This is a genomic window from Poriferisphaera corsica (genome assembly GCF_007747445.1).
In the GTDB taxonomy this organism is placed as follows: Bacteria; Planctomycetota; Phycisphaerae; order Phycisphaerales; family Phycisphaeraceae; genus Poriferisphaera; species Poriferisphaera corsica.
Genome location: NZ_CP036425.1, coordinates 315116 through 331881, shown reverse-complemented (window position 1 = coordinate 331881; position 16766 = coordinate 315116). Strand labels below are relative to the sequence as shown.

The window sequence follows — 16766 nt, the reverse complement described above, 5'->3', positions numbered from 1 at the left end:
TTGATTGGTGTTATTTCATCAATCTGTTTACTCATATGCGAGTTAAGCAGATTGCTTGTCATGGGCAGGATTGCTTTGAGATGCTTTAGGTGCTGGAGAGGGCGAGGTGGGTGGATTGGAGGTGGCTGGCTGTTTGATGCCAGCTAGCTGCTGTAGTTCGCCATTCTCAAGTGCTTGACGGATCCTGACATCTCCCTCGATTAGCCTATACGCGACCCAACGTGCTGATGGTAGACCGGGAGCAATGGATTCGATGAGTGGTAGTGTTTGATCAATAGCCTCTTTTAACGCTGCGGGCGGAGCAGGAATGTTTGGTTTTGAAATTATCTTACCAGTGCAAACATCCTCAATGGCCTGCTGCAATCTATCGAGGTTTTGCTTGCGGCGTGCGGAAGTCGGAATGACGGGGATGCCTAACTTTTTCTCAAGGGATTCGAAATCGATTTCAAATCCCTTACGGGCCGCTTCGTCAATGAGATTGACGCAAAGCACAACTTTATGCGTGATCTCCATTACCTGGAAAGCAAGATTAAGGTTGCGCTGTAGTGCTGTCGCATCGACAACAACAACAGTGCAATCGGGCTGACTAAATAGGATGTAGTCACGAGCAATTTCTTCATCGACGGATGCGGAAAGTAGTGAATACGTTCCAGGCAGATCGACGATCTTGTAATTGAAGTTATTGAAGGTGAAATGACCTTCTGCTCGTGTGACGGTCTTGCCGGGCCAATTGCCTGTGTGCTGACGTAACCCGGTGAGTGCATTAAAAACCGTTGATTTACCGGTGTTGGGGTTGCCAGCAAGGGCGATGGTGCGCGATTGTCCACGAACGGAGAGTCCGACAGAGCCACCGAAGGTATGTGGTTGGCTGGCAGAATTGTTGGAACAGTTGCAGTTTCCGGAGCAGCTCATTTTTTAGCCTGGATCTTTCTAATCGCTAATTAGTTTCAAGCGTTCAGGTCGGTGTTAATAATATGATCGATACGTATTTATGCTGGGATTGGCTGAATCGCGATTTGTGATGCTTGATCTTTGCGTAAAGCGATCAACGTGCCACGGATTCGGTAAGCCCGTGCGGATCGGCCGGGGGATGCGAGTTCAGTGGCAATCGTGGCACCGGGCGTCACACCCAAGTCAAGTAAACGACGGCGGGCGAGGCCTTGGCACTGATCGTGAATGGTCACGACACGGGCTTGGTGCCTGTCAGGAAGTTCGGCGAGTGTCATATAAGACTCCTGCTGAATGGCATGATCGTCTGCGGCCTGGACATGAATCGACGAAGCGAGTGTCTTGGGCAGCTTAATCGTTTGATCTTGATGCTGAATCGTTAAGCTGGATTCAGATACTTGTAGGATGGTAATGAGCGAGGAAGGCAGAAAGCCAAGCTTCGTGATCCGATGAAAAACATCGGCAGGCTCATCTTCAATATGAATGATTGTGGCAGGCCAATTGAGCGGCCAATCTTTGAGAATAAAACGAGGAATATCTGGGATCTGCCCTTGAGGTGTTGGAATAGGATCACCATGCGGATCTGATTGCGGATAACCGAGATGCGCCTCTAGTTCAGTAATCTGCTTGTCTGTGAGTTTGTGCTCACGACGTTCAGCGACAGCATGTATTCGATCTAGCGGCATGTTCGCCTCGTCATGCAGATAGCGTTCAATCAAGCGATGAGCCCGAAGCAAACGCAATCCACGTTGACGACCGAGTGGCGTCAGGACCAGATGATTCTGCTCGTAATCTATATATAGTTTCGACTGAAGTCGCTCGATGAGGGCTAGGATGTCGCTTCTCGACAAATGCAATGCACCGGCCAACGTGTCTGGTGTGATCTGCTGCTGCTCAAATGCGGATGAAATCAGATACTTTAGGGCATCCTCAGTCAGCGCACGGTATCTGCGAGCCTTCTCACGTAAAGCGAATAGCGCGACGCCGGTGCAAAGCGAGACAGCGATTAAGGTCAGTAACATGGTTTGAATGATATTGCTCATAACTTTGATTTGTCAAAATAACAACTTTACCCAGCCAATGCAAATATCTTCGGCCGAATTAAGAAAAATTGTTTCAAGTGTCAGAAATGACAGGGCTTATCGGCAATGATGCTCTCGTCCATATTGCTCACCCCCAAATACACATCTCAGAACACCGCAATTCAGGGTATCCCATTTAGACACATTAGACCGTAGCGATCGATAGAACCAAGAACGTGATGCATAAACCTGAGCCCATGCGGGGAATACGCAGAAAATTTTTTCTGTATATATCGCTACTACGATCTGTATGAAAAAGCCAAAGAACCAGCCTCTCTTATACCGTATGAGGGACAAATAGCATGCCGCAGATCGAATTGGTAGTTGTATATAGAACACAAACTTTTCATTTTTAGCATCCAACTACTCCTGATGATTTGCGTCTAAATTGTGAATTGAAATGACTTAAAACTTGCTTATACTTCCAAAACCTTAGGCATCAGATTACTGATGCAGCGGTTGATTAGTCTGTGTTGATCTTGCAGTCGTTACCCTAAGGGTAACGGGGGCATGCATTTCTTAACGTTGCTAATTAGCTTAACTGACAAAATATTTTTCCGAAATAAACTCCTGAGGAAGGGACACTAAAGATGAGCGACGCTTCATTGATTGCGCGTTTACGTGGCTGTAGCGCAGCCGCATTGATTGGCTATGCGATACTCGGCACTGGGGCATCGTTACTACACGCAGATTATTACAGTTGGCTGGGCGGAACCGAAGCATTTGATCTTGGAACGAACTGGCAGAATAACACAACGAACACATCGGGCGTCTTGCCTTTCAATACAACGAATTATGGTGTGTATGGCCATCAGTTGACGGTTGATACGACATCATATTTTTCAGGTATCCCAGTTGCATTTGTAACAAATCCGATTCATGATCACGAACTATGGCTTTTTAACGGTGCAAGCTTACGGATTAAAGATGCAGCGACTAAATTAACATTCGATCAGTTCGATGCGTTTTTGAGTGTTGAAAATTCGGCTAGCCTTACAGTTGACAATAAAGCGAAGCTCTCGGTTGTTGGCGGCAGCTCGGAAATTTATATCGGGCGCGGTTATGTAGCTGACACGGCAGCCGGTACATTAGAAATACGTACAGGTGGTGTGATTGAAACAAATCAAATCTCGATCGGGAAATTTTATAACGGAGTAGCGGGTAACGGGGTCGCAACGATCACTGATTCCGGTTCGCGACTGGATACAGGCACGCTACGTATCGGCGATGTTTCGAGTGGCGGTGTGCCTGGAATCTATACGCCACGCACACAAGGTTTATTAAACATCAGTAATTTGGCTGTCGTCACATCTGATTTGACGGTGGTCGGTGGTAATGCTGATGGTGAAGTGATCATTGATAATGCAACGCTGGATTCTAATGATTTGTATGTTGGGTCCTCATCAACATCATCCGGCTTCGCAACTAAATTCGCAACAGGCCAACTGGAAGTGTCGGGGTCTGCGGGTTCTGTGAGATCGAATCTACTTACGATCGGTACATACGCGACGGGTGTGGTTAATGTAGAAGATTTTGCATCATTATCAACAGGTGCCCTGACGATTGGCGCGTTTGATGGGCTGGGTATTCTTGATGTGCATTCAGGTGGTAATCTGTCGATCGAAGGTTCATTCGATAACATCGCTGCGGCGGTTCGAATCGGATCGTATTCAAGAGAAGACAATCAATTGATCCTGCGTGGCACGGATACAGAAATGCGCATAACCGATCAGGATGGCACGACTATGCACATCGGTTATAACGGTGATGGTACATGGGCCATTACAGATGGCGCTCAGTTCGGTAGTGATGCTGCAATAACAAGTAGCTATCGTGTTGGTTCATACAACGGTGTTGGCCGCTTGACTATTTCTGGCGCTAATAGTTCGTTCACCGATGTGAATGGGCATGTTACGCTTGCCATGGGAACAGCAACAACGGGTTATTTGGATGTGCTTGATGGTGGATCGATACAAGCAGAGCGTATTGATGTTGGTAATCAAGGCAGTGGGCATCTGAATATCAGCGGCATGGATAGTCAGTTGATTGCACAAGCTCTCAATGTGCATGTAGATGGATCGACAGTTACGGTCGAATCCGGTGGTGAGATTGATGTCGATTATTTGGAAATTGATAATTTTTCTTTGTTCGACTCAAGCCCAAGAGTTGATGTCGGAGCGGGCGGTTATATCAACGCAAATTCGATCGTTGTTGGCGAAGGCAATTCTGCTGAGATGAACATCAACAACGGTGGTATTGTTGATGTTGGCAGCTTCTGGTTGGGTAAGGAAGACCGTATTGGTGCACGTAATGCACTAGCAGTGACGAAGCTCAGTAATAATTCCAAACTTAGTGTTGTATCAGATCTTGTGATTGGTAAAGGTAGGAAATTTGATTCACGACTCGAGATAAACTCTGGAAGTATTGTTGAGGCGCACAACTACGTTATTATTGGCCAGGGCGATCAGAGCAACTCATTGCTTGCGATCAAAGGTGAATGGAACAACGCCTCTATTTTGGATGTTGACTTTAACTTATACGTTGGCGATGAAGGCAATGGCGATGTGATGCTGACGATGGGTGATCATAGTGAGATTAATATCGCGGATGATATGCATGTTGGTCGTGACAATACAGGTAAAGCGGAAGTGGTCATTGACGGCTTTTTAGCTGATCTTAATGTCGCATCCCAATTGCATGTTGGCTACAACAGCAACGGCAAATTTATCATCAACGAGGGTGAAGCGGATGTACATAGTTTATCTGTTGGCACGAACATGGATAGCTATGGGCATGTCATTGTAAAAGGCCAAGACTCAAAGCTAAACATCCTGACAACAGCATCCATCGGCTACAATCCTGCTAATGCGAATGATTCAGGCAATGGCCGCGTTGATCTGATTAACAACGGTACACTCGCCGCAGGCACGCAATTAATCGTTGGCGAAAATGGTACGCTCAATATCTGGGGCGGTGAGCTTCAAACCAATGAAATCATCATTGAAAACGGAGCGGATGTACATTGGGACAGCGGATTGATCATGTTCAAACAGAGTACGGATCTGTATTACAGCAGTGGCTTAAGTAAATTGCTTGGCTCCAGTAATCATTTGAATGCTGGTCAAATGCTGATTGTTGATGGAACGCTCAATCTTGCACAGCAACTAACACTCAACGGCGGAACGCTCATTGCGAGTGATATCGATGCCTTCATGGGTTCACAAATGCTGCAACTGAATAGCGGCATGCTTGGCTTTATCTATGGTGTTGATATCGGCAATAGAAACAATGTACTGGGTGATCACCTTGAATTGAAGCAAGGCATAACGATCGCAAGTGCTGGTCAATTCACCAACAATGGCTGGATCAGTGGTAGTGGTACAATTAATGATCAAGTACCAGAGCATGATGACGTTTATAGCTACGGCGATGGTACGTTCTATAACGGCCTTAACGGTACATTACATCTTGACAAGAACGACCGCATATTCATCGATATGTTTGATGCGACGAACGAAGGTAAGATTGAGGTTTTTGATGGTCAACTCATTATCGAAAGCGCTCTGCTTAACCGTGGTGATCTCATGCAGTTTGGCGGCCTCATTAATATTGACGAGCAACTTCTTAATGAAGGTCAAATCACAGGTTTAAATACGCATCTTCGTACAAGTAACATCGTCAATCAAGGTGACATGGATTATGCTGACACACAACACCTCATCTTCGGTGATATTAAGAATGAGCTTAACGGCAAGATCACAGTAACTCGCGGCGCTCGTCTCACACTTCATGATGATGTACAAAATGATTCAACAATCGAAATTGCCGATGATGCAAGTGTTGTCATCTTCGGCGAACTTTCAGGTACCGGCTCAATCATCGGTGGTGGTACGACCTACATCGAAGGCACACTCACGCCTGGCCATAGTCCCGGACAGCTCGACATTACTGGCGACCTCGTTCTCACCGAAGACGCAACTGCACAAATGGAAATCGCTGGCACTCTTGCAGGTTCACAATACGATATCGTTAACATCAACGGCGACTTAACCCTCAATGGTATCCTCGAAGTTCTTCTTCTTGACGGCTTCAATCCATTGCTTGGTCAAGCATTCCAACTCTTCGATGCCACCAACCTCCATGGTCAATTCGAGCAACTCTTACTACCCATCCTCACCAGTAATCTCGATTGGGATACAACCCAACTCAATTCACAAGGCGTCCTACGCATCATCCCAGAACCCACCACTGCGCTCACACTCGGCGCCCTGCTCTGCCTCTTTATCAAACATCGACGTTCTGTGTAAATGCATTATTAAAACTTTTAATTTTCCTATAACAAAGGCTTCAAGCATGAAGCCTTTGTTATTTTGTATACATTAATTTTATTTACGACAAAAAGAGAAACCGGTTGTTTATTATATAAAACACCAATCATATCAATTATTTTATCTATGAAATCTATTGGCTATGTAAATAGATACTTGTTGACGAATGTACTATAAATTACGACCTAGAATATGGTTTACTTGATTCTAAGACCTTCACAATTATACTTACATACGTCATTACCTAAGAGAGACTTTGCAAATTGCAACCAAACAACACTTCCGAAAATGGGAAGGGAAAACAATGAGAGAGAATGTTATTACGCGCATACACAATTACTCAACTGTAACGCTATTGGCTTTTACAATGGGTGGACTAACCTCCGCTGACACTTATATTTGGGAAGCAGCCGGATCGGTTGACAAAGAAGATTTTAGCCAAGCCGACAATTGGCTTCACAAAAGTTCGGGTACGAACGAAGCACCTTTTGATGTGACGGGTTTGATCTCTGGTCATCATGTGTTAATTGATACAACGATCGATAAGGGCCATGGCCCGTTGCTTGATCGCTATAATCCGGTGTTAAGCTCTGGCTTCTTCACATTTGTGAATGGCTCGGTCTTGGAAATTGATGATGTGCATTCGCAAATCTACAAAAACGATGCTTTCTCCGGAATCAATATTGGGGCCGATAGTGAACTGCGAATTACCAATGAAGCCACATTTGTGACATCTTCAGGATTGTTGGGTCCAATCATTGGATTTAAGACTGGCAGCCAAAAGGCGACGGCAAACATTAGTAGTAGCGGCAGGTTCATTGCAAGTGATTTGTTGGTTGCATTGACCGATTCGACGGACACGGTGGAAAGCCTAGCGAAGGTGAATGTCTCTGGTGCAAATAGTGAAATAACAACGCGTGGTAGTTTGTCGATTGGTGTAAGTGGGTTTTCATCATCCACGAGTGATGCAACAGCAAACACACGAGGTGAGGTCATCATTGAAAATGGTGCAGCACTTTACGCAACCAACGCCGACGATGGCGGCACGATCAATGTTGGTGATGGTGCGAATGGCCAGCTCGTTATCTCTGACGCAACAGCTGAAGCAAATATCACGAATGTCGGCCAAAGCCATTTGGGTACGACAGCACTTACTTCTCGCACACTCAGCGAGCTGGTGATTGATGATGATTCAGCTGAAATGAGAATGGACACGCTGAATATCGGTGATCAAACACAGGGTCATGTCACAGTTTCTAACAACGGAACACTTTACGTTGATAAGATGACTATTGGTATGGATAAGGGGCAAGGCAGTGTCATGATTGAGTCTGGCGGTCAACTTGTCATGAACACATCAGACATCAGTCAAAGTTTAATTGTTGGTGTAGAAGGCGCTTTGCTCACAAACAAATTGACTCTAACCGGTGACAATACCAGCATGCAGCTGGGCAACCCTGTTGGGCAGATGACCATTGGTCAATCTTCACATGGGCAATGGGAAGTACTAAATGGTGCAAGCTATAGCCACGTTGATGATGGCAGCGGATTATCAACTTCGTATTTTTTCGGTATCAAAGGTCTTTCTAACAATATACATGGTCAGGGCGAATTGATTGTTGATGGCATCGGATCAAGTTGGACTGATGAATCCGCAAATATCTATCTCGGCTTTGGACGGGCTGGTAATGGTCTAGCCCAAAATACTGGTAATCTGACGGTTGGAAATGGCGCTACCTTCATTGCTAAAAAGATTGTCGCAGGTGGCTTTACAGACCATAAATACGGCCAAGGTAAAGTGCTAGTTACAGGTAACGAAACAACCATGCAGGCTGCAACTTTAGCTGTAGGCGGTGATAATAGTACGTTTTCGATTACAGATGGTGCTGAAGCTCTAATTTATGATGTATATGTAGCCGGTGGAAATCAAAGTTATATTAATAAATTTGATCCGAGCTTAAACGCTCGTGTTAATATTGATGGACAAGGCAGTGTATTACGTTCTAATTTTGTCAGTATTGGTGCAAATCGTGCCGCCGCATTGAACGTCACCAATGAAGGCGTGATGTTTGCTAGTAGCAATATCTTCCTTGGCGAAGGTGTTGCTTTCGATACGCGTACATCTGCTTTACTTCACGCAGAAAACAACGCTTACGTCCGAGCGATCAACGGTATCCATGCTGGTGTTGGTGAGGGACGTCATGTCGAAATCAATGTTCTCAACGGCAGTTACCTCACTACAAACGATGATATCCGATTAGGTATGGCTACTCATTCATATGCCCAATTGCTTGTCGAAGGTGAAGGTGATAACACGAATACGAATGGCTTTAGTACGCTAAGAATGCCAGAGTCTGGTCATCCGCTGATATCATGACAGGTAACGGTTCTGATTCATCTGGTGACATTTATGTTGGTGATTATGGTGAAATTGAGGTTTCAAACATCCGTCTTCAATTGGCCGCAGGTAATGAATCTCACATGACCGTTGATGGTGAAAACGCATCAGTCTTAGTCAGAAACGGTTTGGTCGTTGGTAACGCAGGTAATGCTAATTTCACCATTCGTGAAGGTACTGTAACAGCAACTAATCTTCTCTTTGTAGATAATGATTTCGCTCGTGGGCATGTTACGATCATCGACAAAGACTCCGAGCTTGTCGTTCACAATGAAGTCAACATGGGTGTAAATAATAACGCCCGTCTCGACCTTTATCATAACGGGAAGTTAAACGTTAACGGCACGCTCTTTACCAACTACGCAAGTACAATCAACATCTTCGGCGGGCAACTCACGTCCAATAATCTTTTCTTAGAACCAGACACAAGCCCAATCAATTGGCAGACCGGCTCGATCATTCTGAATAGTGATCAGGCGATCTATGAGGGCAGTACGCTAGATGTGCTGACATACGATGACGAATCAACCTCCAGCACTTCATTTAACAAACTTGGTGTAGGCAAAATACTCTTCATCAATGGTGAATTTTCCATGAGTAAACAACTCACCATTGACGGCGGTACACTCATCGTCGACCAATTCGACAGTCATGGCGGATTACCACTGCTCGACCTTCGTAAAGGTTCATTTGGTTTCTATCACACAGATACTCTCGGTGACAATAGTCCACTGGGTAGCCATCTGATGATGAATGAAGATATGAAGATTATTGCAGGAAGCACACTCACCAATACCGGCTGGATCGGCGGCAGTGGCCTCATCACCGATCAAATCCCAAGCAACCTGCCAACGAATCCAACAACCTCACTTTTCATCAATGAAGCAGTTGGCGTTATTCACCTTGATGATGACAACCACCTATTTATCGACATGGATGGCGCGGTCAACAACGGCACCATCGAAATCTATGATTCACGCCTCACTTTCGACGGCTCACTCCTCAATTACGGTGACATCACAGGCCTCAACACCTATTTTCGCGCATCCTCAATCGATAACTATGGCGAAATGAATTACGCCGACACACAACACGTCATCTTCGGAGACATCACCAACAATATCGATGGTTCTATCACCGTCACACGTGATGCAAGACTTACCATCCAAGATGATTTTGACAACCAAAGCGAACTGCGTATCTCCCACGATGCATCCGTTGTGATTTTTGGCCAGTTCTCCGGCACTGGCTCAATCACTGGCGGCGGTACAACCTACATCGAGGGTGAACTTACGCCTGGCAACAGCCCCGGTCTAATCAACGTTGACGGTGACGTCGTTCTATCTGACAACGCAACCGCTCAAATGGAACTCGCGGGTACGACCATCGGTTCAGAGTACGATGCTCTCGATATCAACGGTGACCTAACACTTGATGGTATCCTCGAAATCCTTCTCCTCGATGGCTTCAACCCATTGCTCAGCCAAACCTTTCAACTCTTTAGCGCTACCAACTTTCAAGGTCAGTTTGAGCAACTTCTACTACCCAACCTCACTAGCAACCTCGATTGGGATACAACCCAACTTAATTCGCAAGGCGTCCTACGCATCATCCCAGAACCAACAACTGCACTCACACTCAGCGCCCTACTATGTATCTTCAACAAACGCCGCAGAATGGTATAACCTGTAGCCAAAATACCGATACACTAAGCCGCTGTTTCAAGCGGTTTTTTCATGCGCTTATTTTCAATAAATACAAACAAATTTCTCGCAATTCACTAACAGCCAAATGACTTATATATTTTAAAAAGTAGAACACTATAAATAAATCGCATTTCGGTCATAGCAAATCAACCAATCTATTAGGATTTTGTAAAGCGTCTGGATGAGATTTAATTTTTGTAAATTTCGTAACTAAACCCCTCTTTCGACTATTTACATATGTGCAAGCACACCGTGTATAAATCCTTCCTACCATCGAGCCCCAAATGTTGCCTGAAAATCTTGATCAGATATTACTATTGATCACCCAAAACCAAGGGCGGCTGTACTCATACATTCTCGCTGTCGTTGGCAATCGTGAATATGCACAAGACATACTTCAGGAAACCAATCTCATAATTTGGCGTAAAGCAGATACATTCACCCTCGGCTCAAATTTCCAAGCATGGATCTTTACGATTGCCCTCAATCAAATACGTGCTTTCCGAAAGCAACGCGGTCGTGATCGCCTACTCTTCGACGAATCACTCATGATACAAATAGCTGAAGAGGTCGAGCAATTTCAAGATTACGATTTAAGAGCAAACGCACTCTCTCTCTGTCTCCAAAAACTACCAGACAAACATCGAAAGATAGTGCATCGTCGATATTTCCAAGACACCCCGCTTACAAATATCGCAACTGAAATGAAAACCTCCTCGAATGCAATTAAAAGCCTTCTACATCGAGTGCGTCATACATTGCTTCACTGCATTCAGCAACAAATTGACTTGAAAGAGGCTAATTGAATGCAACGGAAAAACGATAAAGAATTACAGGAACTACAAACCCTTCTCACAGATCTGGTGGATGATAATTTAACGACTCAACAGATCAGACAACTAGAGAACATTCTCAGTTCTTCAAAATTTTATCGTGAATATTATATCTATTACCTTCAAACACACACTTTGCTCAACTGGGAATGTTATTCACAAATAGACAAGCAGCCTAGTGATACAAAGACCATTTCGAAGCACTACCAATTTTACGATTATCCTTCTGAAATAAATCTTAAACAAGAACACAATCGCAATTTGCCTCCTACCAATTACAAATTGACGAAGTACGCTACTGCCGCTGCAATTATCATTTTTAGTTTATTTCTTGGTATTGTGGGTTTGTCTCCACACCGACAAATAAATCGCCAAAATCTCAAATCAACCGACAACTTCTCAAATATTATTCTTGCTGATTACTCACTAGATGCCCGTCTAATACAACATACAACCACACAAAAAAAGCATGATATCACACTATTTAAGGGTACGAATATTTCGAATGGCACAATCGAACTTATAGCAGGTATCGCTCGCCTAAAAATCACAGACCATACAAGCGTTTTTTTAACCGGTCCTGCTCAATTTTCTGCAATATCGGAAAATTATTTCAAATTAGAACATGGCACAATGATGTGCTCGTCACAATCAATTGATAACCAGCTTACAATCGAAATAGACACAGTAGCAATTGAAATCTCAATGGCCGAGATTGCAATCAAAACTAAACCAAACAATTCTATAGAAATTTACGCACTACGTGGCACCGCAACTATTAAGTCAGGCATAACTATTCAAACTGTCCAAGCAGGCGAAGCAGTGATCATTGATGGTAAAACGACTAGAACAACACACACACAATTTTACAATACGCCATCAAAACCTAAATATTCTCAAGCTTCAGATAATCTTGCCAGTTTCCATTTCGATTCTGGAATGGGCCTAAGATATATTCAAGAAGAAAATCCCATTGTTGACCAATCGCTTGAATTCCCAAATCTTCAATCAATACAAGGTTCGATTCTTACTAAACCCGATTACCCTGTCTGGGTTAATCTAGACACCTCTCTCTCTGGTCCCTTTGGGAGAGCCGGATTACTAAAATCTAATGGTACATTAGGTACCTTCAACAAACCGATATATATCAGCTGGCTGGTACGCTCTCAAAACGGAAGCCCTAATGGTCTAGCCGGTCTGTCTATTCATCAGCTTCACCACCGCTCGTTATTGGTTGGCAAAGTACCGGGTTATGATAATTTTTCACTAGATTTTCGTGATGGTCACCCCACACTTCTTGATGCGGATCCTAACACCAGTGCGATAGAAGCAATACCAGTTGATAATAATATTCATCTGTTTGTAATTAGAATTGATGCCGCCGCCGGGCTTGACAATATCCGCATATATTTTGATCCAACCGTCATCGATGATGAACCGATCAAACCAAATGCAAAAATTAAAACCTACTTTGATTGTCAAAAAATTCGCTTATTAAGCGAAGCTGGCGCTGGCCCATGGCAATTTGACAGTATTCGTATAGGCAGTTCATGGAGATCGGTACTCCCAATATCTAATTTTTCTAAAATCCATAAAAACAAAGAAACGGATTCTATAATAACAAAATCAATACAAAAACTATAACTAACCATTAGATAGTTAAATTAGCAAACAAACGACAAAGACTGAATATACGCCTCATAATTTTATTTTATGTTCTTTCAACCTGATACTTTAAGGCACTAATCACGTAATTTAATACAACTATACTTTTATCAAGGAGAAGAGACGATGCGATCTACCTATTTTTGTTTTAAAACAAAACATTTATTGTCAGCATTTATTGCAGCCACTGCACTTATACCACAAGCCCAAGCCGACCTGACATTGGATTATCAAAACCTAATCACCAACACTAATGGGCTAATCGACTACTGGAACTTTGAAGATCTTGGAACATCTGGTTCTCTATCAACTGTTGTTAATCAAGTTTCAGGTAGAACTAACGGTACCGTTGTTGGTACAGTCGATTCTGTACTCGGACATGTCGGTTACGCGGGCACTTTCTCTGGCAGCCCTACAGACGCCGCCGATACAAACTATGTGGAACTTCTAAACTCCGGTGCCTCGGCTACCTCTAACTATGATATGCAAGGCTCATTCACGATCGAGGCAATGATACGTACCGACACGCTCCCGGATGGATCATGGACCGGCATCATTACGAAAGGCGACAACTCGTGGCGTCTCGCCCGTAACAGCAGTAGTACTGGCGTTCAAGGCGCCGCTACCGATGGTAATGGGAGCAAGAGTGAAATTTCAAACTCACTCAACGATATGAACAACGGTAATTGGCACTACATTGCCATGACCTATGACTTCATCAATGGCATCCAAACAACCTACTTTGATCGGACTGCAACAAGCAAAACATTTTCACCTGGCCGCAATGTAGGCCTCTCAGAATTCAACGTTCTGATCGGCGCGAACGCGCAACGTAACGGACGTGTTTGGTCTGGTGATATCGATGAGGTTGCATTCTATAACACAGCTCTTACGCAAGCAGACATTGATCAGCGACTCAATATCCTTGATACCGCGACCGCTATTGATGAGGCCAACCTCGCCTATTGGGCAGCAGATAACGCTACAGGAACCTTTGACACTGACACAGGCTGGAATATCGACAAACCAACTGCCAGCGATATCGTCTATATCGGCAACAACGGTACGGTCACTTTTAGCTCTGGCAATCTGGATATCGATGCGATCGAAGTTGGCACTAACCAATACATCAATGTAGGAAACACAGGTGAAGGCAAACTAATTATCTCCGGCGGAACCATAAAACTTTCAAACGCACTCGCAAGTGGTGTTGGCCGCGGCGAGAACGGGGTCATCGAACAATCTGGCGGTACGCTCATCCACGCTGGCAACAACAACGATTTTGATATTGCAAATGGTGAAAACGTTGAAGCGAGCTACATCATGACCGGCGGCCTCTTTCAGATTGGTGGATGGGAACAGGATTCACAGTTTGAAAGTGGCTGGTTTAAAACTAACGACAACACCGGTGATGATCTCGCGATTGGCCGCGGCCGTTCTGAAGCAGGCTTCGGTAAAGGGACTCTCGATATGTCTGGCAACTCAGAAGTCCGTGTTGCAAACGACTTGTATCTCGACAAAGGTGATGGTCATCTCAAAATGACAGACAACGCCGTCCTCCGCATTGGCGACGATTTTCGTGCTGGTTCATCCGACAACGGCACTGGCTCAATCGATATCCATGGGCACGCGCTTCTTCAAGTCGAAAATCGCTTCACCATTGCAGACAGTAACAACACCACAATCAATGCAACATTCGCCGGGAACGCTAACATCGAAGTTGGCAATCAAATGATGGTTGGCGGCAAAGATAATATCAAAGAGTCTGGTATCGCTTCACTTAACATTGAGGATGCTGTCAATATCAATATCGGCGCTTACATCTACAATGCGGACGTCGGTGGCAATGTTGGCGATACGCACACACGCAAAAAAATTAATGACGAGCACCGCCTCTATGTTGGCGCTCATAAAAACGGCAGCGGTACAGTCAATCAAACCGGCATAAATTCAACTCTATCCGTTGGTCGTGAAGCCATTATCGGCCATGCAGGTACGGGTACCTATAATCTCATCGATGGCTCACTTATCGTTCGAGGTGATGCTCCAATCAGCTTTGGTATGAGTTCCGATCTCAGCGGCAACAGTTCATTCGCCGAAGCTGGCGGTGACCTCATCATGGGTAACAAAGAGACCGGTGTCGGCTTACTCAATATTGAGGGCGGCAGTCTCTCGATCAACCGCGATCTTGTCATCGGCCTCGAAGGCTCTGCAAAACTTCGCACCAAAGGTGATTCCGCAAACATTAACATCAACGGCGATCTTTACTTCGGTGGCGACTTCAACGGTGATAGTACTGGCACAAGTGCTTTCGAAATTGCACTCACCGGCGATACGCACACGGCAATCAATGTCCTTGGCGGCACTGTGACTGAAGGAATCACGCTCACTGGCGATGTCTCCATCTTCGATACCGATCTCATTATCGACATTGACCGTAATCTCAACGATTATCGCACATCAGTTGGCACACAAATCTCAATCATCGAATACAACGGCACACGCTTCGACCAATTCACAACCATATCTGGTGCAGAAATCGACGGTGTCGAATGGAATGTCATCTACGACGATGCCAACAAGCAAATCCTCGTTGAAGCAACCAAAGTCTATCAGTTTGGTGATGCCAACTTAGATGGTCTCATCGATGCTCTCGATTTGAACACTATCGCCGTTAATTTCGGAAAAGATAATGTTAGCTGGGACACTGGTGACTTTAATGGTGACGGCGTAGTTGACGCTATAGATCTCAATGTTGTCGCAGTTAATTTTAACACTTCCAACGGCACCAATCTCACAGCTGCCGACCTCTTCCCACATCTCATTGCTGTTCCTGAACCAAGCACACTCATACTACTTTCGCTCGGCTCACTTGCCGCTATCCGTAGAAAACATGCTTAATCATAACCCACACCTCTGAGGCTTAATTGCCTCAGAGGTTTTTTTATATCAATCAAAAAACGAACCTTTATTCATCAAGGCTAATAAAAATGCAACAACGTAAAGCATTCACACTCATCGAACTCCTCGTCGTCATCAGTATCATCGCGCTATTAATCGGTATCCTTCTTCCCGCTCTGGGTAAAGCCCGCGAAACCGCTGTCAACTTAAAATGCAAATCGAACATCCGGTCACTCGGCTTAGCACTCCACGCATATACCGTTAACAACGATGATTTCTTCGGATCATACACTGATCTACTTCCCGGCAACTGGAACTCACCACCTGTCGGCCGCCGTGTCAAAACGAATCTTATAGATCAAAGCGTTCTTCTTCCATATATCTCTGAAGCCCGTGAGGAAACAATGATTTGTCCTATCTTCCGCGATTACGTCGAAGATTATGTAGCCAATCAAATACCTGAAAATGGAGTCTCCTACAGCTATACATTTAACAGCACGCTCTGCTATAAAAGCGTAGATGCATACAAACCTTACAACGAAAGACCTCTTCGTGCTTCTATGGTCAAAAAGACTACCCAAATCGGCATGTTCGTCGAAGAAAACCCATGGAAACATCCCGTCTACGGTACTGCTATGAATGACGGCCGATTCGTCGTCGATCGTTGGCCTGACCAAGATACCCTAGCAACATACCACAACCCTTCAAACCGTTATGTGGGCAAGAACCCACACAGCTACTCCGTCTCACATAGTGATGTTGGCGGCGTCATGAACGGTGGTGGTTCACATGTTGTCTTTGTTGATGGCCATGTCGATGAAATGGACACCACACAAAGCGAATACATCGCCTACGAAAACGACAAATGGGCTAATTTCCCACAATACTGGAACAACTAATTAAAT

At 44.7% G+C, this 16766-nt stretch carries 9 protein-coding genes; 7 read left to right on the top strand and 2 right to left on the bottom strand.

Features of this window, described 5'->3' with window-relative positions; genetic code table 11:
- Nucleotides 1–42: 42 nt before the first annotated feature.
- On the bottom strand, nucleotides 43–912 hold the full coding sequence (locus tag KS4_RS01320) for a FeoB small GTPase domain-containing protein (protein WP_145073486.1): 870 nt from the start codon (nucleotides 910–912) through the stop codon (nucleotides 43–45).
- 77 nt (nucleotides 913–989) lie between these two features.
- A complete protein-coding gene (locus KS4_RS01315; protein WP_145073483.1) occupies nucleotides 990–1991 on the bottom strand; it encodes a metal-dependent transcriptional regulator in 1002 nt (333 codons plus the stop codon).
- Nucleotides 1992–2620: 629 nt separating this feature from the next.
- On the opposite strand from KS4_RS01315, the gene KS4_RS01310 reads away from it, so the two are divergent.
- The 7 genes from KS4_RS01310 (at nucleotide 2621) to KS4_RS01280 (ending at nucleotide 16760) form a co-directional block, all read left to right on the top strand.
- Nucleotides 2621–6337, top strand: a complete 3717-nt coding sequence (locus KS4_RS01310) for a hypothetical protein (RefSeq protein WP_145073479.1) — start codon at nucleotides 2621–2623, stop codon at nucleotides 6335–6337.
- Between the two features lie 514 nt (nucleotides 6338–6851).
- Nucleotides 6852–8735 carry an autotransporter outer membrane beta-barrel domain-containing protein gene (locus KS4_RS01305; protein WP_145073476.1) on the top strand — a complete coding sequence of 628 codons (1884 nt, stop codon included), beginning with the start codon at nucleotides 6852–6854 and terminating at the stop codon, nucleotides 8733–8735.
- Nucleotides 8732–10441: a hypothetical protein gene (locus tag KS4_RS01300; protein ID WP_145073473.1), complete on the top strand. Its 1710-nt coding sequence runs from the start codon at nucleotides 8732–8734 to the stop codon at nucleotides 10439–10441. The genes KS4_RS01305 and KS4_RS01300 overlap by 4 nt, the downstream gene beginning before the upstream one ends.
- A gap of 305 nt (nucleotides 10442–10746) precedes the next feature.
- Nucleotides 10747–11268, top strand: coding sequence for a sigma-70 family RNA polymerase sigma factor (locus KS4_RS01295; protein WP_145073470.1), 522 nt, complete (start codon nucleotides 10747–10749; stop codon nucleotides 11266–11268).
- Nucleotides 11269–12939 carry a hypothetical protein gene (locus KS4_RS01290; protein WP_145073467.1) on the top strand — a complete coding sequence of 557 codons (1671 nt, stop codon included), beginning with the start codon at nucleotides 11269–11271 and terminating at the stop codon, nucleotides 12937–12939. It begins immediately after the preceding gene.
- Nucleotides 12940–13086: 147 nt separating this feature from the next.
- Nucleotides 13087–15861 carry a LamG-like jellyroll fold domain-containing protein gene (locus KS4_RS01285; protein WP_145081325.1) on the top strand — a complete coding sequence of 925 codons (2775 nt, stop codon included), beginning with the start codon at nucleotides 13087–13089 and terminating at the stop codon, nucleotides 15859–15861.
- Nucleotides 15862–15950: 89 nt separating this feature from the next.
- Entirely contained in the window at nucleotides 15951–16760 is an 810-nt protein-coding gene (locus KS4_RS01280; protein WP_145073464.1) for a prepilin-type N-terminal cleavage/methylation domain-containing protein, read from the top strand.
- Nucleotides 16761–16766 lie beyond the last annotated feature (6 nt).

Coding starts and splice junctions, on each gene's coding strand:
- KS4_RS01280 (WP_145073464.1), top strand. CDS start 15,951: ATGCAACAACGTAAAGCATTCACACTCATCGAACTCCTCGTCGTCATC.
- KS4_RS01295 (WP_145073470.1), top strand. CDS start 10,747: ATGTTGCCTGAAAATCTTGATCAGATATTACTATTGATCACCCAAAAC.
- KS4_RS01315 (WP_145073483.1), bottom strand. CDS start 1,991: ATGAGCAATATCATTCAAACCATGTTACTGACCTTAATCGCTGTCTCG.
- KS4_RS01310 (WP_145073479.1), top strand. CDS start 2,621: ATGAGCGACGCTTCATTGATTGCGCGTTTACGTGGCTGTAGCGCAGCC.
- KS4_RS01300 (WP_145073473.1), top strand. CDS start 8,732: ATGACAGGTAACGGTTCTGATTCATCTGGTGACATTTATGTTGGTGAT.
- KS4_RS01285 (WP_145081325.1), top strand. CDS start 13,087: ATGCGATCTACCTATTTTTGTTTTAAAACAAAACATTTATTGTCAGCA.
- KS4_RS01290 (WP_145073467.1), top strand. CDS start 11,269: ATGCAACGGAAAAACGATAAAGAATTACAGGAACTACAAACCCTTCTC.
- KS4_RS01320 (WP_145073486.1), bottom strand. CDS start 912: ATGAGCTGCTCCGGAAACTGCAACTGTTCCAACAATTCTGCCAGCCAA.